A 21382-nucleotide genomic window follows, 5' to 3' on the forward strand; every position below is an offset into this window, starting at 1 on the left:
CGCCCCCTAACCCTCAAAACCCATAACAACCATGAGCCAGACACACGAATTCCAGGCCGAAGTCAAACAAGTCCTCGATATCGTCATTCACAGCCTCTACACCGACCGCGAGATCTTCATCCGTGAGCTGGTGTCCAATGCGTCTGATGCGATGGAGAAGATGCGCCTGACGCAGCTGACGGAGAAGGAGGTCTTTGATGACACCGCCGCGCTGGAGATTAGCATCACCACGGATGAAGCCGCCCGCACGCTGACCATCGCCGACCACGGCATCGGCATGACACGCGCCGAGTTGGTGGAAAACCTGGGCACCATCGCCCACTCGGGCTCCAAGGCCTTTGCCGCCGCGCTGAAAAACGCGGGCAAGCAGAACGACGCGCAGCTCATTGGCCAGTTTGGCGTGGGCTTCTACTCCGCCTTTATGGTGGCGGACAAGGTGGAGGTGCATACGCACTCCTGGCGCAAGGAGGGCGAACACCTCATCTGGACCAGCGATGGTAGCACCAGCTACACCATCGACGACTCCTCCGACCAGGCACGCGGCTGCAAGATCGTGCTGCACTTGAAGGAAGATGCGGCGGAGTTTGCCCAGAAGCACCGCGTGAAGCAGATCCTGGAAAAGTATTCCAACTTTGTGAGCTTCCCCGTCATGCTGGACGGCGAGCGCGTGAACACGGTGGAGGCGCTGTGGCTGAAGTCGAAGGACGGCATCACCGATGAGCAGTACACGGAGTTTTACCGCTTTGCGGCGCACGCCTTTGATGAGCCGAGCTACCGCCTGCATTTCCAGGCCGAGTCCCCCATCGCCATCAATGCGCTGCTCTTCACCCCGACGCAGAACATGGAGTCCTTTGGCATGGGCCAGATGGAGCCGAATGTGGGCCTGTACTGCAAGAAGGTGCTGATCGACCCGAAGCCGAAGAAGCTGCTGCCGGAGTGGATGCGCTTTGTGCGTGGTGTGATTGACAGCGAAGACCTGCCGCTGAACATCTCCCGCGAGTCCATGCAGGACAGCGCGCTGGTGAAGAAGCTGGGAGACGTGGTGGTGAAGCGCCTGCTCAAGCACCTGGACAAGGAAGCCGTGGAGGACCCGAAGAAATACAATGAGTTCTACTCGAACTTCAGCCGCTTCTTCAAAGAGGGCATCGCCACGGATTACACGAACCGCGACGCCATCGCCAAGCTGCTGCGCTTTGAGTCCAGCATGACCGAGCCCGGCGAGACCGTGAGCCTGAGCGACTACGTGAAGCGCATGAAGGAAGGGCAGAAGGAGATCTACTATCAGGTGGCCACCTCGCGCAGCTCCATCGAAAGCGGCCCGTACGTCGCCGCTTTCAAGGCGAAGGGCTATGAAGTGCTCTACATGTTTGAGCACATCGACGAGTATGTGATCTCCAGCCTGAACAAGTTTGAGGACAAGGACCTGAAGTCTGTGAACGCCCCGGACATCGACCTCGGCGACAGCAGCGAGGAGGGCGAGGCTCTGGCGGAGGCAGATGCCACCTCCCTCTGCGACTGGATCAAGGAGCGCCTTTCCACCCAGGTGGAAACGGTGCGCACGGGCAAACGCCTCGTGGGCAGCCCTGCGCTGGTGCTCACCCCCGAGGGCGAGATGAGCCCGCAGATCCGCCAGATGATGAAGGCCATGGGCAAGGACGGCGACATGCCGGGCTCGAAGGTGATCTTTGAAATCAACCCACGCCACCCGCTGGTGCGCAATCTCTCCGGCCTGCGCGCCAAGGACCCGGAAACCGCCGGGCTCATCACCGAGCAGATTCTGGACAATGCGCTGCTCTCCGCCGGGCTGCTGGATGAGCCGCAGCGGATCATCGAGCGCACGCAGAAGCTGATGGAGAAGCTGTCGGCGTAAGGCTGCCAAGAAAGATCAGAGCGCCCTGCGGTGAGCCATCGCTGCAGGGCGTTTTTTTGTGGCGTCAAAGAGTGGTCCGCACAACGCGAAGGCAGGCCTGAAGGCGGCCATTTTGTCGTGCGAGCGTGGTGGAGGTTGAGAAGCTGCAAACCAGTGCTTGCACCTTTGCGCCCTTCCGCCTTCATGGCGGCATGATCGCCTTTCTTCGCGGCCGCCTGGCCGAAGCTCTTCCTCACCGTGCCACGCTGGATGTCCATGGCGTGGGGTATGTCGTGCTCATTCCGCTGAGCACCTTCGACAGGCTGCCGCAGATGGGCGAGGAAGTGCAGCTGCTGACGCACTACCACGTGACGGAGCGCGAGCACACTCTCTTTGGTTTTATGACCTCGGATGAGCGCGATCTCTTCCGCCTGCTGATGGACCGGGTGTCGGGGATCGGGCCGAAGATGGCGCTGAGCGTGATCAGCGGCATGCCGGTGGCAGCGTTCAAGGATGCGGTGATCAGCGGCGATGTGAAATCGCTCTCCCGCATTAAGGGCGTGGGCGGCAAGACCGCCGAGCGAATCGTGTTGGAGCTGAAGGACAAGGTGGGCGTGGTGGAGGCGTGGCAGGCCTCCCGCACCGCGAAGGGCGCGCATGATCCGAAGCAGGAGGCGCAGTCAGATGCGGTGCTGGGCCTGATCGCGCTAGGCTACAAGCAGAGCGAAGCGATCAAGGTGGTGAATGATCTGGCCAAGCAGCCGGGCATGGATACAGCGGACAAGCTGATCAGGGAAGCGCTGAGGAGTTTGAGCTAAAGTAGCCTTGTTGCTGTGCAACAAGGTTCAGCTCCGCTGCGCATTGAGCGTGCGGTGGTCCCTCATGCTGGGCTCTTATACCAGCAACAGTTGAAAAGAAGCCTCGGAGCGCTGGGGTAACATGCGACTGGAGTCCATCGAGGCCCGCCCCCCTCCTTTCGACATCCCAAGGACGGCGCACCTTTTTCAGCACCCGCGACGCCGTAGACCCAAAACTTCGGCCCCGACACAGCGGGGCCCTACCAGCACTGCTGCACGTGCAGCGCATGCAGACCTATTTTCAATGGCTCCTGGCATGAGCGGAGCGTTTCCCTGTTCCGCAGGAACAGGGCTACTTGGCAAGTGGGACGCGTGCGCTACTTCAGGCTCTTGATGTACAAAATCAGGCTTTCGATCTGGGAGTCGTTGAGGATGCCATTGTAGATGGGCATTCCCGTGTCGAATTTCTCAAAGCCTTTCACGACCTTTGCGCTTGGATTGAGGATGGATTCGCGGAGGTAGGCTTCGTCGGCTTTGAACTTGCCTTTCTGGCCTTTGGCGATTTCGCGCTCGCTCCCGTAGAGGCCTTTCCAACTGGGGCCGACTTTGCCGACGAGGGTGCCGTCGGTGCTGTGGCAGGCCATGCAGCCAAACATCTGGTAGAGGCGCTCGCCTTCTTCGGCTGTGGCTTTCACAGTGGTGGCGGCGACGGCCTTGCGTGGGGTCAGGTCCACCTTGAGGTTTTCGTCAAAGCCTTCCTTTTTGGCGTCGAAGGTGAGGAGTTCCCAGGGGGAGAAGTAGGCGGTGTTTTCAGCCTTGAGGCCGTCGGCGCTTTTGAGGCCCCAGCCGATGCGCATCTGGTGGATGCCGGCCTTCATGTCGGGGAAGCCGACGAGCACGCTCATGCCGTCCTTGCTGAGATAGGCGCTGCTGGCGGTCATCCATTCCTGGCCGCTGCTGCCGTCGGGTTTGAGGTGCGGGGAGCCATACTCAAAGGTGCGCTTGTAGTTCCAGCGCTCGCCGTTGTAGCTGTCGGGATTGGTGGCCAGCGTGGGGTCCAGCTTGGCATTGAAGCGCAGGAGCAGGCCTTTGTCTGTCGGGGTGACTTCCTTGATGAGCACGCGCGGCTTGTCGGTGTAGCGCACGCGGGCGAGGCCGCTGATCTTTTTCACTACTGTGCCCCAGACCTGGAAGCCGGTGACGTAAAGCTGGCCGTCGGCGGGATTGACGACTGCATTGAGCGTGGGGAAGTCGAAATTGCGGTTGAAGCTGACGACGGCGGCCTGGGGCTTTTCAAAGTGCGTGTTCATCAGCACGCGGAACAGCTCCGGCCGGTTGTAGCCGATGTGGATGAGCTCGTCGTTCACGGGTCCCATCTTGGCGCCGATGAGCCAGGTCTGGGTGACGCCGCTGGGGTTCACCGGATGCGGCAGCCAGGTGAGGGGCTCGGTGATGGTCTCGGGGTATTTCTCCTTGGGCGCGATGGTGGGCAGGTGGCCGTAGAAGTGGTGGTCTGAGATGATGTGCAGCGGCGTGGAGGGGACGTAGTTGCCCTGCTGGTCGCTGGCGGTGACGAGGCCCGTTTTTGGATTCACGCCGATGAAGGGCTGACGCAGGCCGTAGCCGATGACCTCGATGGATTTGCCATCGGGTGCCACTTTGATGACGGTGCCGTTGTGCTTGCCATAGGTGGTGCCTTCCTGGCCGCCTTTGGAGATGTAGAGCTCGCCCTTGGGGCCGAGCTTCATGGAGTTGGGGAACTCGCGCGTCTCGGCGGTTTGAGCGAAGAGGTTGCAGAATATCTCATAGCGGTCGCACTCCTTGTCGTTGTTGGTATCGACGAGCTTCCAGATGCCGTTGCGGTCGAAGACGAGGATGTCGCTACCACGCACGACGATGCTCATGGGCTCGTGGAGACCGCTGGCGAAGCGCTTCCAGGTGACTTTTTCGAGATCGCCCTTCAGGCCGGAGATCAGCCACACATCGCCATCGAAGGTGACGCCTGCGGCATCGCCCTGGTCATTAAGGAAAGCGAGATCCGCGAGACGGACGTTGCGCTTCCAGGGGTTGTCGAGGGGAAGCGGGATTTCGTCGATAACGTAGGCGTCGGGTTTGGTGGAGAGTGTGGCGGTGGTACTTTGTTCGCCGTTAAATATTCCGGGTATTTCACTGCCAAATGGCCGACCAGCTCCTGCATTCGGATATTTTTTCCGATCTAGCATGCTGGTCTCGTGCGTGACATAGAGTTGAGTTGGCTCCTTAGAAGGCGACAGGCATAGCCATTGAATTCCATCGGAAGATTTGAGTTGAGCCTCGGCGGGTTTACCTTTGTCGCCGACAACAAAGTAAGCTTTGCACTCGCTTGAGGGTTCGCATTTTCCGCAAATGGCAATAAGGGGCTTTGTGTGAGGCCCAACTCTCATTTGGCGTGTGGTTGCAAACTTAAGAGAAGGCTGATTTTCTGGTATGTCGGTATGAAACACCGACATCACGGCGATCTTTTCCGAGACGGGAACGCCATTGATCGAATAATCCAAAAACCAGCTGCCGACCTTTCCTTCTTCTGTCATGTGCGTGTAGGAGAAATGGATGTCCTTGAACTGCGAGCCAGCAACCGGCCCTCTTCCCACCTCTTCCGGACTCGGCGTCGCCTCACGCGGATCCACAAAGTTCGGCGTCTCCCCAATCTGCCACCCCGGATAAATCCCATTCGCCAGCCACACCTTGCCAATCGGCTTCGGCAGATACTCCTGCCCGTCCTTCGTCTTCTGTCCCGCCACATGGTACGACCCTGGTGCCAGCGCATCGGGCGTGACGGGTGGCTTGCCGGGTTCGCCTTCCCAGATGGCGGCGATGCGCAGCAGATCCGTGTCAAAGCAGGCCCAGAGGTTGTTGCCGAGATTGAGGATGATGCCTCGCGGGGTCAGATTGTCTTTCGGGAAGCCTCCACCGATTTCCCGGGCATCCAGCACGCTGCTGAAGAAGGGGAAGTCTTTTTCCACGAAGTCGCCCCAGGGTGAAGGTGTCGTTGGCGCGTCGGCTGCGGCTGCCTTGGGCTTGGAGGGCTTGTCGGCGGCAAGTGCGCAGGTGGTGAGTGTGAGCAGGAGCGCGAGGAGCGGGAGGGACTTCATGGGTGGGAGAGAACAGGCTTGCGGAAGGGGATCTGTCAATCTTCGTTGTTCGCGTGTGGGTGACTTGTGGCGGTGTGCGGGACGTTTGTGGCGTTTTTGCAGGTGAGGCCGTGCTGAAAATAGCCTGATGCGGGGATCGTGAGTGGACGGTGTGCGGGGCTATGCTTCTTGTCCTGATGAGCCTCCGCAACCTATTGGCCAAGCTGCCGCCACGTCCACGCCTGTATGCCGCGACGGCGATCTATGGGGTGGCGGGCGGGGGCATTGCGGTGGCGTTTCATGAGTGCATTCAGCTGCTCTACAGCCACACGTTTGAGGCCTGGGCGGTGCAGGCACCGGAGTCGTTTGCGTGGCGTACGCTGGTGCTCATGCTGGCGGCGGCGCTGGCCTCGGGCGTGCTGCTGCATGTGGCGGGTCCGGCTGCAGCGGGCAGCGGCATTCCGCAGCTGAAGCTGGCTTTTTGGAAGGAGTTTGGCTGGTCGCCTCCGCGCATCATGTGGGTGAAGTTTGTGGCCGGGGCGCTGAGCATTGGCAGCGGGATGAGCCTGGGGCGGGAGGGCCCCTCGGTGCAGATGGCGGGCACGCTGGGATCGGTGATGGCCACGCGGCTGGGGCTGGTGAAGTCGAAGCACCGCATGCCTGCGGCGGCGGGCGCGGCGGCAGGACTGGCGGCGGCCTTTAACACCCCTCTGGCGGCGGTGACGTTTGTGCTGGAGGAGATCATCGGAGATCTGAACAGCCGCTTTCTGGGGAATGTGCTCATGGCATCGGTGATCGGTGCGCTGGTGGTGCATGGCACGCTGGGGGCGGAGCCGGCCTTCAGCATGGTGGTGACGAAGGAACCGGGCTGGCAGGTGTATGTGCTGACGCCGTGGGTGGCAGCGTGCGCCACGTTTACAGGGCTGCTGTTTCAGCGGGGCAGTCTGGGCCTGCGCGGGTGGTCGCGCACGCAGCGGACGCTGCCGCCGTGGGCACGGCCTGCGGTGGGCGCGCTGCTGACGTGGGTGCTGGGGGTGCTGGTGTGGAAAGCCACGGGGCGTCTTGGCGTGTTTGGGCTGGGATACCATGACCTCTCAGATGCGCTCTCAGGCCACCTGGAGTGGAAGCTGGCGGCGCTGCTGCTGGCAGCCAAGCTGCTGGCCACCGTGCTGTGCTACGGGCTGGGCGGGTGCGGAGGCATCTTTTCCCCCACGCTGTTTTTTGGCGGCATGGCGGGACTGGCGGCCGCCGGACTGGCGCGGCTGGTGCTGCCGCTGCATGAGGCGGACATGGTGGTGCTGGCGGTGGTGGGCATGTGTGCGTGCCTGGGCGCGGTGGTGCGCGCGCCGGTCACGGGCATCCTGATTGTCTTTGAAATGACGCACCAGTTTTCTCTGGTGCTGCCGCTCATGCTCGGTGCGCTGGTGAGCCAGGCGATCAGCCGCCGCATGATGCATGCAAACTTTTACGAGGCCGTGCTGGAGCAGGACGGCCACCACCTCAGCCACATCATCCCGCCGCGTGATCTCGGTGCATGGCAGCAGATGCCGGTGTCCAGCATCGCGAACTTCCACCCTGTGTCGCTGCCGGACCTAGGATGCGAGACGATGCGCGCCGTGCTGGAAAAGCATCCCTATTCCAGCTTTCCCGTGGTGAAGGATGGAAAAGTGGCGGGCTTGCTGACGCGCCGTGAGATGGAGCGTGCACTGCTGAGCCAGGAGACATCGGAGTGCGAGCCTGCGGTCACGGCCGAGCCGCAGGAGAGCATCGGTGCCATCCAGTCGCGCATCATTGAATCACGCGCAGGCATTGTGCTGCTGTGCGATGAGAAGCAGGGACTGCTGGGTGTGGTGACGCTGCACGACCTGCTGCGCGCGCAACTGGCCTATGGGAATGCGGGGCAGGATTGAGCGGATGTGACTCCCTCAGTCGAGGCGCACCGCCGCGCAAACTGCGGCGAGGACGCGGGTCAGATTGGCGACGCCGCCGGGTTCGTCGAAGCCGTTGCCGAGCTTGGGCTGCCAGGTGTCGCGGCTGTGATCCTGCTCGGGCTGGGGGATGAGGGTGAGCTTGGGGTCGTACTGGCCGTCTTTGCCGCCGAGCTTGTAGATGACGAGATCGAGCGAGGGAACGATGTAGAGGCAGAAGCCGCCGGCGCCAGATTTCCAGAAGGCGTCTTTGGGCACACCGGCCACGTGGCCGTCTTCGTTGTGCTCAAACTGGAGGGAGAAGGGCGTGTGCGGATTGTAGGGGCTCCAGGTCTGGCATTTTTTGATGTAGTCGGCAGGCACGAGCTGCTTGTCCTTCCACTTGCCGCCGTGGGCGAGGCAGTAGCCCATGCGCAGGGCGTCGGTGGCATGCAGGGCGGTGCTGCCAGCGCCGTTGGCATGGGGCATCACGTAGTCGCCACGGTGCAGGCAGTAGTCCCAGGCACCCCAGCCCTGGGGCTTGGCGAGACGGGTGTCGATGTAGTCCTTCAGCTCCATGCCGGTGACGTGGCGGAGCACGATGCTGGCGATGTGCGGGGAAGGGGAGGAATAAGAGTAGCCTCCACCGGGCTCGATCCACAGCGGGACATTGAGGGAAGACTTGTCGAGGTCCTTGATGTTCTGGCCGGGTACGGGCTTGAGCGGGCGGGTTTTGGGGTCGCCTTTCACATAGCCGCTGGGGGTCTGGCCTTCGCCCCAGTAACCGCCGGTCATGCAGAGGAGCTGGCCGAGGGTGATGTCGGCCTTGCGCGGATCATTGAGGGGAAAGGCTTCGGGCAGGTACTGCTCGGTGAAGACCTTGGTATCGAGTCCCTGGGGGATCTTGTCTTTGAACTCGTGAAGCATGATGCCGCAGGCGATGCTGCAGAAGGCCTTGCCGGTGGAGGCCATGTCAGGATTGCAGTTCCGGCTTGCGCGGCCGAAGTACTTTTCAAACACCAAGTAGCCCTTGTGCACCACCAGCAGCCCTCCATGCGCCGTGGCTCGCTCGGAGAGGGTGTAGGCGGGCTCGATCTTACTGAGGTCCATGCCGGCGAGTTCGCGGCATGCTTTCTCCGTTTTGGCCTCGCGCCAGCCGCCTTCGCTGTCGGGTGGCGGGAAGTAGGTGTCTGCGGCGTGCAGGGAGACGGCGGCGAGTGCGAGGGCGGTCAGGATGCGGGAGCTCATGGTGCGCGCATGCTTATCTGCGACGGCTGCATTTTCCAGTGAGGAGTTATTTGCCACCGCCCCACCGCGCTTCATATCTAGCCCTCATGCCCGCCCAACCTGCCTACGACCTCCTCTCTCTCGGTGAAGTCCTCCTGCGCCTCGACCCCGGCGAGGGACGCGTCCGCACCTCCCGACAGTTCACGGCCTGGGAGGGCGGCGGAGAGTACAATGTGGCACGCGGCGCGCGTCGCTGCTTTGGCATGCGGAGCGGCATTTTGACCGCGTTTGCCGACAACGAAATCGGCCGTCTCATCGAGGACCTCATCTTTCAGGGCGGTGTGGACAGCTCCCTCGTCAAATGGGTGCCGTATGACGGTATGGGCAAGCGTGTGCGCAACCCCATCAATTTCACTGAGCGCGGCTTCGGCGTGCGCGGCGCCAAAGGCAGCGTGGACCGCGGGCATAGTGCGGCCTCGCAGATCAAGCCAGGCGACTTCGACTTTGACTACATCTTTGGCACCCTGGGTTGCAAATGGCTGCACACCGGCGGCATTTTTGCCGGGCTCTCCGAATCCACCGCCGAGGTCACAATCCAGGCCTGCGAGGCTGCCAAGAAGCACGGCGTAACCGTGAGCTATGACCTCAATTACCGCCCGTCCCTCTGGCAGGAGCGCGGCGGCTTTGCCGGTTCCCAAGCACTGAATCGCCAGCTCGCCCCCTACGTCAATGTCATGATCGGCGTGCTCAGCGATGATCCCCCTGTCGCCTCCTCCACGCCCACAGATCCAAGCGACATCTTCGCTGCTGAAGACGCCAAGCTGCGCCCCATGATGGAAAAGCTCGCTGCGCAATACCCGAACCTGCACACCATCGCCGCCACTCTGCGCCGCGTGCACACCGCCAGCATCAATGACTGGGGTGCCCTCTGCTGGCACAAGGGCTCCTTCCACCGCAGCCGCAACTACCCGCGATTTGACATCCTCGACCGCATCGGTGCTGGTGACAGCTTTGTGGCCGGTCTCATCCACGGCCTGCTGGTGGAAAACGACGCGCAGAAGGCGGTGGACTACGGTGCCGCGCATGGCGCCCTGGCCATGACCACCCCCGGAGACACCAGCATGGCTACTTTCCCCGAAGTCCAGAAACTGGCCGAAGGCGGAGACGCCAAGGTGCAGCGATAGGAAATGACGAATGAGTCAATCCGGATGACGAGTGTCGAGATGTTGTTTTCGACATTCGTGTTTCGGACTTATTTCGTCATTCGGATTTCGTTATTCGTCATTTTTGCCGCTTGTCTCCCGCGCCTGGCGTTCCCTATTTTACAGCCCCAGTTATTTCCCTGAATGGCCACCACCGACTTCACTCCTCCGCACGTTTATGAGCAGCCTTTTCCGGCCTTTGACATCAATGCCATCGAGACACCCGCGTATGTAGTGGATGTGGCACTGCTGCGCCGAAACATGGAGAAGCTCGCCCAGGTGCAGAGCGAATCCGGTGCGCGTGTGCTGCTGGCGCTGAAGGGCTTTTCCATGTTCAGTGTGTTCCCCATCATGCGGGAGTATCTGAGCGGCTGCTGCGCCAGCGGTCTGAATGAGGCGCTGCTGGCCCAGGAGTTTGGCAAGGAGGTGCATGTATACTCCCCGGCCTTCAAGGAGCATGAAATGCGTGAGATCATCCCCATCTCGCATCATCTCAGCTTCAATTCCCTCGCTCAGTTCCGGAAGTTCAAGCCCATGCTGGATGCCGCCAAGGCCGCCACCGGCCACGCCCCCAGCCCCGGCATTCGTGTGAACCCGGAACACTCTGAAGTGGAGGTGTCTCTCTACGATCCCTGCTCCCCCGGCTGCCGCCTCGGCATTCGCTCGGACCTCCTCGAAGACGAAGATCTCACCGGCATCGAAGGCCTCCACTTTCACGCCCTCTGCGAACAGGACAGCGATGTACTCGAGCGCACCGTCGCGGCCGTCGAACAACGCTTTCCCCGCCTCCTCAAGCAGGTGCAGTGGGTCAACATGGGCGGCGGCCATCACATCACGCGCAAAGACTACGATGTGGACCTTCTCATCCGCGTCCTCCGCACCTTCCGCGAGAAGTGGGGCAAGGACGTTTACATCGAGCCCGGCGAAGCTGCTGGCCTGAACACCGGCTACCTCATTGCCGAAGTGCAGGACATCATCGAGGCCCCCACGCCCACCGCCATCCTCGATATCTCCGCCACCGCCCACATGCCGGACACCCTGGAGATGCCCTACCGCCCTCACATCTTCGGGGCAGGGCTCCCCGGAGAGCATCCCTACGAGTACAAAATGGGGGGCACCTCCTGCCTCGCCGGCGATGTCCTCAGCGGCTTCTCCTTTCCTGAGCCTTTGCGCGTCGGCCAGCGCCTCGTCTTTGCGGACATGGCACATTATACCATGGTGAAAACCACCACTTTCAACGGTGTCCCCCATCCCGACATCGCCATCTACGATCCCGCCTCCCGGGAATACCGCGTTGTTCGCAAATTCGGCTACGCCGACTTCCGCAACAAGCTCTCTTAGGGCTGGATGAACGTGCTGCCGGGCTTTGGCCCGCTCTCAAAACGTCGAATCTTCATCGCTCCGTAGTCCAAAGCGCACGTCTTGCAGGACTGGGTATGCTTCGCGGCTGCGCAGCTGCCGGCTCCGGTCGAGTTGCCGAGAGCCATTTTTGAATGCCTCCAGATGGCGGAGCCATCTCAGCCTGTAGCGGGGCGGTTGATCGAAGCGATACTGCTCGTATCCACGCCACACCTCAATCGCGTGCCCCGCACAATCGAGTAGCGATGCCAGCGCAAGCGCACCATCCGCTCCCTCCACGCCCTGTCCCGTCACAAAAGCACCAAGTTTGGCCTCAATCGTGTCTGCATCGTGCTGCATCACGCCGTAATGATACGCTCACCCCCGCCATACTCACCTCATGCGCATCCTGCCTTTCTTGTCCATGCTGTCGGTCTGCTCCGTTGGCCTCATTCACGCCATCGAACCCGTCAAAGCGAAGATCAACCTTCTTGACGTCATCAAATCCGGCAACGTCGAGTACCACGTGAATCCCAAGGCGGATTTCCATGATGCCCCTAAGGACATCTGGACCTTTGACAAAGACGGCACCTTCCACATCAGCGGCCGCGGCTACGGCTACGTCGCCACCAAGGAAAATTTCCGCGACTACCACCTCGTGCTCGAATTCAAGTGGGGCACCAAGACCTGGGGCAAGCGTGAAAAGGCCGCCAAGGACAACGGCATCCTCCTCCACGCCTACGGCCCCCACGGCGCCTTCGGCGACACCTGGATGGCCAGCATCGAGGCCCAGATCATCGAAGGCGGTGTTGGCGACATCCTTGTCCTTTCTCCCAAGCTTGCCGACGGCACTGTGCTGACGACATCGCTCTCCGCCGAATACGCGCTCGATCGCGACAAGGAAAAAATCTGGAAGAAAGGCGAGCCTCGTCAGACCGTCACCGCTGGCCGTATCAACTGGAAACACCGTGATGTGGACTGGGCGGACAAAGTCGGCTTCCGAGGCCGTGAAGATGTCGAGTCTCCCTCCGGTGAGTGGAACCGCCTCGAAGTCATCGCCAAGGGCGACACGCTCCAGTACTTCGTCAACGGCACGATGGTGAACGAAGCCTTCGACTGCAAACCTGCCGAAGGCAAAATCCTCCTGCAGACCGAAGGCGCGGAAATGTTCGTGCGCCGCTACGAGCTGTATCCTCTCGGCGAGTTCAAAGGGAAGTAAGTACTCGGGAGCTTCAGCTCCCTCTGGAAAAAGCGCTCTGCGCCACGCATCACAAAAGCCCCCGGTTTTCCCTCAATCCTGTCTGCATCATGTGGCCTCCGGCCGTAATGACACGCCCACCCACGTCGTAATCATCTCATGCGCATCTTCTCACTCCTCCCCGTGTTTTTCGTGTGTGCCGCCGGACTTCTGTCCGCCGCCGAACCCGTCAAACAGAAGATCAACCTCCTCGACGTCATCAAATCTGGAAACGTGGAATACCACGTCAATCCCAAGGCGGATTTCCATGACGCCCCCAAGGACATCTGGACCTTTGACAAAGACGGCACCTTCCACATCAGCGGCCGCGGCTACGGCTACGTCGCCACCAAGGAAAACTTCCGCGACTACCACCTCGTCCTCGAATTCAAGTGGGGCACCAAGACCTGGGGCAAGCGCGAAAAAGCCGCCAAGGACAACGGCATCCTCCTCCATGCCTACGGCCCGCATGGCGCTTACAGCGACACCTGGATGGCCAGCATCGAGGCCCAGATTATCGAGGGCGGCGTGGGCGATATCCTCGTCCTCTCACCCAAGCTCGCCGACGGCACCGAACTGACGACCTCCCTCTCCGCCGAGTTCGCGCTTGATCGCGACAAGGAAAAAATCTGGAAGAAGGGCGAATCCCGCCAGACCGTCACCAAAGGCCGCATCAACTGGAAGCACCGCGATGTGGACTGGGCGGACAAAGTCGGCTTCCGAGGCCGCGAAGATGTCGAGTCCCCCTCCGGCGAGTGGAACCGCCTCGAAGTCATCGCCAAAGGCGACACCCTTCAATACTTCGTCAATGGCGCGATGGTCAATGAAGCCTTCGATTGCAAACCCGCCGAAGGCAAAATCCTCCTGCAGACCGAAGGCGCGGAAATGCTCGTACGTCGTTACGAACTCTACCCCCTCGGCGAGTTCAAAGAAAAGTGGAGCGCCATCCAGGCCAGCGGCGGCAGCGACATCGGTGCCGTGCGCGATGGCCAGTCCAAAGCCCTCTCCCCCGAGGAATCCCTCAAGCGCATCCAGCTCGATGGCGACTACGAAGTGCAGCTCGTCGCCGCCGAGCCCCTCGTTCTCGATCCCGTCGAATGCACCTGGGACGCCAAGGGCCGCATGTACGTCGCAGACATGCGCGACTACCCCCTCGGCCCGCCGAACCCCGGCGATCCCTGGCTCTCCCGCATCCAGCTCCTCACCGATGAGGATGGAGACGGCCGCATGGACAAGGCCGTCACCTTTGCCGACCACATGGACAACGTTCAGGGCCTCCTCCCCTACAATGGCGGCCTCATCGCCACCACGCGTTCGCAGATCCTATTCCTCAAAGATACCGATGGCGACGGCAAGGCCGATGAGATCAAGTCCCTCATCAAAGGTTTCAATCCCAAGCATGCCCAGCTTCAGGTCAGCGCCCCGCGCTGGGGCCTTGATGGCTGCATCCATTTCAACAACGGCCTCGACGCCCGTGAGATCTATCCCGCCGACAATCCCACCGATGTCGTGAACATCCCCGGCAGCAATTTTAAATGGGACCCCCGCACCGACAAGATCACCCCCACCGGCGGCAAAGGCCAGTACGGAGGCGCGTTCGATGACTACGGTCATCATTTCTACTGCTCCAATCGCAATCCTCTGATGTTTACCGTCATGCCTTACGAGGCCATGCTGCGCAATCCCCACGCCGGCATCACGCAAAACTTCGAGGACATTGCGCCCTTCGGCGCAGACACTCGCGTGTTCCCCCTGCAGATCACTCACACCACTGCAGACGCGCATGCCGGCACAAACACCGCCTGCTCCGGTCTCGGCGTCTATCGCGGCCCGCTCATGCCCGAGCTTAGAAATAACGTTTTCGTCCCAGATCCCACCGGCCAGCTCGTCACCCGTTATAAGATCGAGCCGAATGGCGCATCCCTCAAAGCCACCCGTGTTGGCGACCGCACCGAATTCTTCCGCAGCAGCGATGAATGGAGCCGTCCCGTGAACTTCACCACCGGCCCCGATGGTGCCATCTATATCTGCGACATCTACCGCCGCTGGATCGATCACGCCCGCTTCTTCCCCGAGGAGTTCGTCAAAACCCACGACATGCGCCAGGGCGAAAACGAAGGCCGCATCTGGCGTGTGGTTCCAAAGGGCACCAAAAAACTCGTCACCAAAACCCCCGGAAAATACCACGCCATTCCTGAAGTCGGCTGGGGCGATGTCCCGCCTGAACACGCCGAACGCGTGGCCTTCCTCAAAGCCCAGACCATCACCGATGCCAAGGAGCTCAGCGCTCTCATCGCGAAGTATCCCGAAGACCCATGGATGGCCAGGATGGTCGCCTCCTCCGCCAGCAAGCAGATGGGCCGCATCCTCAGCTCCCTCGGCGATGACTTCTTCAAGACCTTCTCTGAAACCCGAAGCACCACCATCCGCACCTTTACCTTGGGTGCCATCGCTGATGCTGAAGCCGAAGACATCACCGCTCTCCTTTCCCTCCTCCAAAAAGAGCCCGGCAAACTCCTCTGGTGGAAACCTGCTCTCCTGCAAGGCCTCGCCAAACTTCCCAAAGGCCACGAAGACGCCGCCAAAGAAATCGCCACCCTGCAGTCCGAGATTGACGCAATCATCGCCGACAACAAAGCCCCCCTCGATCAGCGCCTCGCCGTCATGCCCCTCCTCGGCCAGCGCAAATGGGATGCCGTGCAGCCTGTGGTAAAAACCCTCCTCACCACCACTCAGCCGCCGGAGCTCTCGCTCGCAGCGCTGGCCCTCCTAAGGAAATACCCCGCCACCACCACCGCTCCGCTCATCTATGAACTCCTTCCGAAAGCCGGCCCCGCATTGAAGCGCGACCTCGTCCCAGTCCTCACCGCCAATGCCACGACCGCGCTCGAACTCTTCAAGCGCATGGAGAAAGGCGAATTCCCCACCGCCTGGGTCGATGTCGAAACCCGCTGGCGCTACCAGCGCGGCACCGGCGAGATGCCCGCGCTCGCCAAGAAAATCTTTGGCGAAGCCAGCAGCGATCGCGCGAAAGTCGTGCAGGACTACATGGTCGCCACCACCATGAAAGGGAACGCCAAAAAAGGCCAGCAGGTCTTCGCCACCATCTGCATCACCTGCCACAAACACGGCTCTCTCGGTGTCGATGTTGGCCCGCCGCTCTCCGACGTCAAAGTGAAGCCCCCAGAAGGCCTCCTCTCAGACATCCTTGATCCCAATCGCATGTTTGAAGCCCGCTGGAGCGCCTACACCGTCGAAACCAAAGACGGCCGCACCCTCTCCGGCCTCATCCAAAGCGAAACCGGAGACGCCATCGTCCTTGCCATGATGGGCGGAGCCAAGGAGACCATACAGCGCAGCGTCATCAAGGAAATGAAATCCCTCGACCACACCCTCATGCCTGTGGGGCTTGAAGCTGCGATCTCAAAAGAGCAGATGGCGGATTTGCTGGCATTTCTGCTCGGCAAGTGATGCCGGGGATTCTCGGCAAAGTGATCAGGAGCCGCTCATTTGCATGCGTGTTGCTTGATTCCTGGGCTGCTGGCGGCGCACCTTGATCGAGGAGAGCCCGCTTAAGACATTGTTACTCTTCGGAGGCCCCCTCTTCGCCATGGCCTTCTTCCGCCATGCGGTGAATGGTGGCGCTGAGGAGGTCAATGTAGCCTTGGACATCCAAGCTTTCGGGTTCGGGCTCCCCACGCACGGCGTAGAGCCAGCCCTGCTCGTAGGGATCGCTGCGCACGATGCAGGCGTCCACTTTCAGCTCCGGATTGCCGCCTGCAAAAGCGCCGTTCATCACGCAATAGACGTCAGACGCGGCTTTGAATCCCTCCACCCAGCCGATGTTGTCGCCCGGCGTCACCTTGGCTCCGTCGCCGGGTTTCCATTCGCAATCGACGAGTTCGCCGAGCATGCGGGTGGCAAATTTGGTAAAGCCTACGCGCCACACCCCGGGCTGGCCCTCCACGGGTGCCATCCAGTAGTGCGAGCGCGAGTAGCGGAAGGTGTCAGGAAAGCGGGCGGAAAACCGGGCGTGCTTGAAGCGGACGAAATTGAGCATGGGAATGGATGAGCCGAAGATCTGGAGTTCGGGTGGTTTACGGCAGGTCAGTGCTGAGTGAAAAGTCGTGATCGTGTGTGCCCATGACTCGCTGTCAGACCACCTTGAGGCTGGCTGCCTGGATCAGGCACGCCGCTGCAGTCCCACAAACGTCAGCACCACACCGATGAGGAAATGCACCCCCAGCATGGTCATGGCAAGATCTGGTGTGGCAAACCACGTCTTCACCATTTTGTCGATGGGATCAAAATAAGCGGTCTTTTCCAGGGAGTCGATGATGCCCGACCAGCCATAATGCGCTGTGATGAACGGATGCACCACATGGCCCATGATCCGCGGAAAGCCCAGCAGCGCGCCGCAGAGCAGCACGTTGGCACACAGCAGCGTCAGAGAGATGCTATGCGCACGCTCCTTGCTGCCTGAATTTGCCGAGATGCCCAGGCAGATGGCCGCAAAGGCAGCACCCGAGAGGGCTGGCAGCAGCAGCTTGGCCGGTCCGGTGCCCGGAAGCCCATCGGAGACAATGTCCAGAAACATCTCCATCCACACACTCTGCACGAGAATGATGGGCAGCATGAACAGCAGCGAGCCCAGCAGCCAGGCGGTGGGGCTCACCCCGCCGATGCGCTCACGCTCGTAAAGGGCGCGGCGTTCGGCGATCTCACGCGCTCCGAGTCGCAGAGCCATGAACATCACCAGCAGGATTTGAATCAGCACAATCATCGAGACGGTGTTGGCTGCCGGCCACACCACATCCGGCGCAGTGCTGCCGCCGCGCATGTCCTTGAGCAGTTTTAAATTGGGCAGCAGAAGCAGGGCTGCCACGCCTGGCGCCCCAACCAGCAGCGAGGCGTGTGTGATCCACTCCCGCGGCGTCCGCCTCAGCAGAGACCAGCGGCGTTTCACCAGATGCTGTGCCTGGCTGAAAATGCCGGGCAGAGGAATGATCGGCCTCGTCTCGGTTTCAGCGGGCTTTTTGGTCTCCTCCTCATCCGAGTCGCCCTTTTGCTTCATGATGATCGTGCGGTCCTCGTCTCCGGGGTCTTCCTCTGCGGCGGAGAGCTTGTCCGCTACGCCGCCACCCAGCTTGAAGGCCGCATAATAGGCATCGCGGTGCTTCATCCAGGAGTCGCCCCAGCGTTGGGCCGGACGCTTGGCCAGGCGGGCATACACTTCATCATAAGTCGGCACCGTGAAATAGTGCGGCACGGCGCGTGCAGGACCATGGAAGGCCACATAGCCCTCATGCAGCACCACCACCGTGTCATAGGCTCCCAGATTGGCCAGCGCGTCTGTGGCATGGATCACAATGCGGTCCGGGCGGTCGCTGGCCACCAGCTTCAGCAATGCCTCAAATTCGCGCTCGCTGCGCACGTCCAGGCCCACAGTAAAGTCGTCGCACAAGACGATGACCGGGTCTGCCACCAGGGCCAGCCCCAGCTTGAGCCTACGGCGCTGAGGCAGCGCCAGAGCCGAGGTGCGCTCCGTGGCGATGTTCTCCAGTCCCACCGTCACCAGCACGTGGGAAACACGGGAGATCACCTCATCCCGCGTGCGCCCGGCTCCCCGCAGCATGGCCGCGCTGGTCAGGTTTTCCCGCACGGTGAGGTGCTCGATCAGATTGTCATCCCCCGCAGGCACCCAGCCGAGCTGGTTTGCATACAGCGGCTGCTTGATCAAATCCCGCTTCCCCAGGGTGACCGTGCCCGCCTCGGGCTCCGTGAGTCCTGCCAGGATGCGCAGCAGCGTTGTCTTGCCGCTGCCCGAAGGCCCGATCACCGCCAGCACATGCCCGCCCGGAGCCGAAAAGCTGACCTGTTCCAGCACGCGGAGAGGTTCCTTGCCTTTTCCGGGAACAACATGGGAGAGATTGTTGATTTCGAGCATATTCCCGATCTAACCCGGTATGGCGGAAAGAGCAAAGTTCAAAATTCCGTCTTCCCCAGCACCCTCCTGCGCTTTATTCCTGCCCCATCATGGCCTCCATCCTCCAAGTCCATCCATCTGACGATGCCATCGTCGCCCTTTCCGACCTCGCCGCCGGCACCGCCCTCTCTCTGAACGGCCGCTCCTGGACGCTGCGCGAAAAGATCCCCGCCAAGCAGAAATTCGCCGCCCATGACTTCGCCGTCGGCGACATCGTCACGATGTACGGCGTCACCGTTGGCAAAGCCACCCAGCCCATCGCCACCGGCGCCCTGATTCACACCCACAACGTCGTCCACGCCACCTCCGCCTTCAGCGGCAAGCAGCGCGACTACACCTGGACGCCCCCGGACGTCTCCAAATGGAAAACCCGCACCTTCAACGGCTTCAAGCGCTCCGTCGGCCCCGCTGGCACCGCGAACTACTGGCTCGTCATCCCCCTCGTCTTCTGTGAAAACCGCAACCTCGCCTTCATGCGCGAGGCACTCACCCGCAGCCTCGGCTACGGCAAAACCTCCCCCTACGAGCGCTTCGCCCAGCGCCTCGTGGATCTCCACCGCTCCGGTGCCTCACGGGATGAAATCGAAGCCGCCACCCTCGAAGCCGAAACCTCAGCCACCGCCGCCCGCGTCTTCAAAAACATCGACGGCGTCAAGTTCCTTGAGCACGGCCTCGGCTGCGGCGGTACCCGCCAGGATGCCCAGGCCCTCTGCCGCCTTCTCGCCGGCTACATCCACAGCTCCAACGTCGCCGGTGCCACCATCCTCAGCCTCGGCTGCCAGCATGCCCAGGTCAGCCTCCTCGAAAGCGAGATGGCCGCCCTCTACCCTAAATTGGAAAAGCCCCTCCTCATCTACGAACAGCAGAAGAGCAAATCCGAGCGCGACATGATGGCCGCCGCCATTCGCGACACCTTCCTCCACCTCGCCACCGCGAACGAACAAACCCGCGAGCCCTGCTCCCTCAGCAATCTCATCATGGCCGTCGAATGCGGTGGCAGCGACGGCTTCTCCGGCATCTCCGCCAATCCCGCCATCGGCCACACCGCCGATCTCCTCGCCGCTCTCGGCGGCGCACCCGTCCTCAGCGAATTCCCTGAACTCTGCGGCGTCGAGCAAAGCCTCAGCGACCGCTGCGTCACCGCCGCCCTCGCCGACAAATTCGTCGGCCTCATGCGCGCCTACGAAGCCACCGCCCAGGCCTGCGGCTCTGGCTTCGATGCCAACCCCAGCCCCGGCAACATCCGCGACGGTCTCGTGACGGACGGCATCAAATCCGCCGGCGCAGCCAAGAAAGGCGGCACCAGCCCCATCGTCGATGTCCTCGACTACGCCGAGCCCATCCGCCAGCACGGCGGCCTCACCCTCTACTGCACTCCCGGCAACGACGTCGAAAGCACCACCGCTCTCGCCGGCGGCGGCTGCAACATGATGCTCTTCACCACCGGCCTCGGCACCCCGACCGGCAATCCCGTCTGCCCCACCCTCAAAATCTCCACCAACTCCGATCTCGCCCGCCGCATGCCCGACCTCATCGACTTCGACACCGGCCCCATCATCTCCGGCGAAAAAACCGTCGAACAAATGGGCGAAGAAATGCTCGAACTCGTCATCGCGACGGCGAGCGGAGAGTACATGCCTAAAGCGGTAGCTCTGGGGCAGGATGACTTCCTGCCATGGAAGCGCGGCGTGTCGCTGTGACAATAAAATCCTATTTAGGCGGTTCCCTAGCCAGGTCTTTTTGCATCCAGCATCTTTCGGATTAAAGGCGGACCCTCTGCTATCAGGCGCGTGCGTTCATCGGAGGGAATTGTCCCTCCGAGCGCTTCGATGCAAGAGATCAGACTGCTGAGCCTGTCCAGATCCACCGTTTCTGTCGCCGAAGTTTCGTGAAGCTCGGCCAGCAGTTCCGGAATCACATCTTGATCGCCAAGCCACCTCAGAGCATGGCATGCCAGGTGTTGATAGGTTGAACGGTCATGAATCGCTCTCAGCAGGAATCGGTTATCAAGAGGCTGTTTGAAGTGAGCCAGCCCGATTGCAGCCAAAATTCGAATCGATTCGTCGGGAACCGATTCGGCCATTTCCTTCAATGGTGGAATCATAAAATCTCCGAAACGAGGAATTCGTTCTAAAACGAAATACGCATCGCCTGGGTAGAGCAGCATCAAAGAAGCGACTTGCTTAGCGTGCTTTTGCGGATCGAGCGCAGCTTTGTCAATTGCAGCCAATCGAGTTAATAAATCAGGGGCTTTTAACTCTCTGACAAGTGCATCTTCAGACATACATTTCAGACATACATATTTGAATGACGGTGTGCAAAAATCACCCCTCCGTCTCCGAATGCAGCGCGATGCAGTTTCCCTCTGAATCCAGCACCTCCGCGCGGAAGCCATATTCCCCGATCGAGTGCACATCCGCCTGCACTATCCCGCCATTCGCCCTCACCGCAGCCACCGCCTCCTTCAGCCGCCCGTTCACATCAAAGTAAATCATGATTCCGTCCGCCGAAGGCTTGAAATCCTTCACCACCACCACGCATCCCTGCTGCCCACCATCCGCCGTCGGCAGCATGGCGGTGGGGACGCCGCCGAAGTTTTCCTCCTTGATCTCCCGCCCGAGCACGGCGGAGTGGAAACGGATGGCGCGTGCGAGGTCGGTGGCAGGAATGTCGAACCAGACGAGATTGGGCTTCATGGGCGGGAGCTTGGATGCTCCGCAGGTGAAAGC

General features: G+C 61.2%; 14 protein-coding genes. 8 read left to right on the forward strand and 6 right to left on the reverse strand.

What is annotated here, in order from left to right:
- Positions 1-31: 31 nt before the first annotated feature.
- Both htpG and ruvA read left to right on the forward strand, forming a co-directional pair.
- Complete coding sequence (gene htpG / locus ACFQDI_RS03925) at positions 32-1870, forward strand: molecular chaperone HtpG (protein ID WP_377163622.1); 1839 nt, start codon at positions 32-34, stop codon at positions 1868-1870.
- 191 nt (positions 1871-2061) lie between these two features.
- A complete protein-coding gene (ruvA, locus tag ACFQDI_RS03930; RefSeq protein ID WP_184343852.1) occupies positions 2062-2667 on the forward strand; it encodes a Holliday junction branch migration protein RuvA in 606 nt (201 codons plus the stop codon).
- Between the two features lie 356 nt (positions 2668-3023).
- On the opposite strand, the gene ACFQDI_RS03935 is transcribed toward ruvA, so the two are convergent.
- Positions 3024-5777: a DUF6797 domain-containing protein gene (locus ACFQDI_RS03935; protein WP_377163624.1), complete on the reverse strand. Its 2754-nt coding sequence runs from the start codon at positions 5775-5777 to the stop codon at positions 3024-3026.
- Positions 5778-5953: 176 nt separating this feature from the next.
- Between ACFQDI_RS03935 and ACFQDI_RS03940 the strand changes: the two genes are divergently transcribed.
- A complete protein-coding gene (locus ACFQDI_RS03940; RefSeq protein WP_377163626.1) occupies positions 5954-7666 on the forward strand; it encodes a chloride channel protein in 1713 nt (570 codons plus the stop codon).
- A 15-nt stretch (positions 7667-7681) separates the two neighbouring features.
- On the opposite strand, the gene ACFQDI_RS03945 is transcribed toward ACFQDI_RS03940, so the two are convergent.
- On the reverse strand, positions 7682-8911 hold the full coding sequence (locus ACFQDI_RS03945; protein WP_377163628.1) for a serine hydrolase domain-containing protein: 1230 nt from the start codon (positions 8909-8911) through the stop codon (positions 7682-7684).
- 86 nt (positions 8912-8997) lie between these two features.
- Between ACFQDI_RS03945 and ACFQDI_RS03950 the strand changes: the two genes are divergently transcribed.
- From ACFQDI_RS03950 to ACFQDI_RS03965, 4 genes are all read left to right on the forward strand, one after another.
- On the forward strand, positions 8998-10074 hold the full coding sequence (locus tag ACFQDI_RS03950) for a sugar kinase (RefSeq protein ID WP_377163630.1): 1077 nt from the start codon (positions 8998-9000) through the stop codon (positions 10072-10074).
- 162 nt (positions 10075-10236) lie between these two features.
- Positions 10237-11433: a carboxynorspermidine decarboxylase gene (nspC, locus tag ACFQDI_RS03955; RefSeq protein WP_377163632.1), complete on the forward strand. Its 1197-nt coding sequence runs from the start codon at positions 10237-10239 to the stop codon at positions 11431-11433.
- 397 nt (positions 11434-11830) lie between these two features.
- Positions 11831-12649, forward strand: a complete 819-nt coding sequence (locus ACFQDI_RS03960; protein ID WP_377163634.1) for a 3-keto-disaccharide hydrolase — start codon at positions 11831-11833, stop codon at positions 12647-12649.
- 138 nt (positions 12650-12787) lie between these two features.
- Positions 12788-16138 carry a PVC-type heme-binding CxxCH protein gene (locus ACFQDI_RS03965; RefSeq protein WP_377163636.1) on the forward strand — a complete coding sequence of 1117 codons (3351 nt, stop codon included), beginning with the start codon at positions 12788-12790 and terminating at the stop codon, positions 16136-16138.
- Between the two features lie 112 nt (positions 16139-16250).
- Here the strand turns inward: ACFQDI_RS03965 and ACFQDI_RS03970 are convergent, their stop codons facing one another.
- Both ACFQDI_RS03970 and ACFQDI_RS03975 read right to left on the reverse strand, forming a co-directional pair.
- The gene (locus tag ACFQDI_RS03970; protein WP_377163638.1) at positions 16251-16727 is read right to left on the reverse strand and encodes a glycine cleavage system H family protein; all 477 of its coding nucleotides are present in this window, start codon (positions 16725-16727) and stop codon (positions 16251-16253) included.
- Positions 16728-16850: 123 nt separating this feature from the next.
- Positions 16851-18614 (reverse strand): ATP-binding cassette domain-containing protein, encoded by a 1764-nt coding sequence (locus ACFQDI_RS03975; protein ID WP_377163640.1) that lies wholly within the window; start codon positions 18612-18614, stop codon positions 16851-16853.
- An 89-nt stretch (positions 18615-18703) separates the two neighbouring features.
- Here ACFQDI_RS03975 and ACFQDI_RS03980 point away from each other — a divergent pair, with 89 nt between their 5' ends.
- On the forward strand, positions 18704-20353 hold the full coding sequence (locus ACFQDI_RS03980) for a UxaA family hydrolase (RefSeq protein WP_377163642.1): 1650 nt from the start codon (positions 18704-18706) through the stop codon (positions 20351-20353).
- A gap of 26 nt (positions 20354-20379) precedes the next feature.
- Here ACFQDI_RS03980 and ACFQDI_RS03985 read toward each other — a convergent pair whose 3' ends face one another.
- Both ACFQDI_RS03985 and ACFQDI_RS03990 read right to left on the reverse strand, forming a co-directional pair.
- Positions 20380-20937 (reverse strand): HEAT repeat domain-containing protein, encoded by a 558-nt coding sequence (locus ACFQDI_RS03985; protein ID WP_377163644.1) that lies wholly within the window; start codon positions 20935-20937, stop codon positions 20380-20382.
- A 40-nt stretch (positions 20938-20977) separates the two neighbouring features.
- Positions 20978-21349 carry a VOC family protein gene (locus ACFQDI_RS03990; protein ID WP_377163646.1) on the reverse strand — a complete coding sequence of 124 codons (372 nt, stop codon included), beginning with the start codon at positions 21347-21349 and terminating at the stop codon, positions 20978-20980.
- Positions 21350-21382 lie beyond the last annotated feature (33 nt).

The sequence above is a fragment of the Prosthecobacter fluviatilis genome, from assembly GCF_042655725.1.
In the GTDB taxonomy this organism is placed as follows: Bacteria; Verrucomicrobiota; Verrucomicrobiia; order Verrucomicrobiales; family Verrucomicrobiaceae; genus Prosthecobacter; species Prosthecobacter fluviatilis.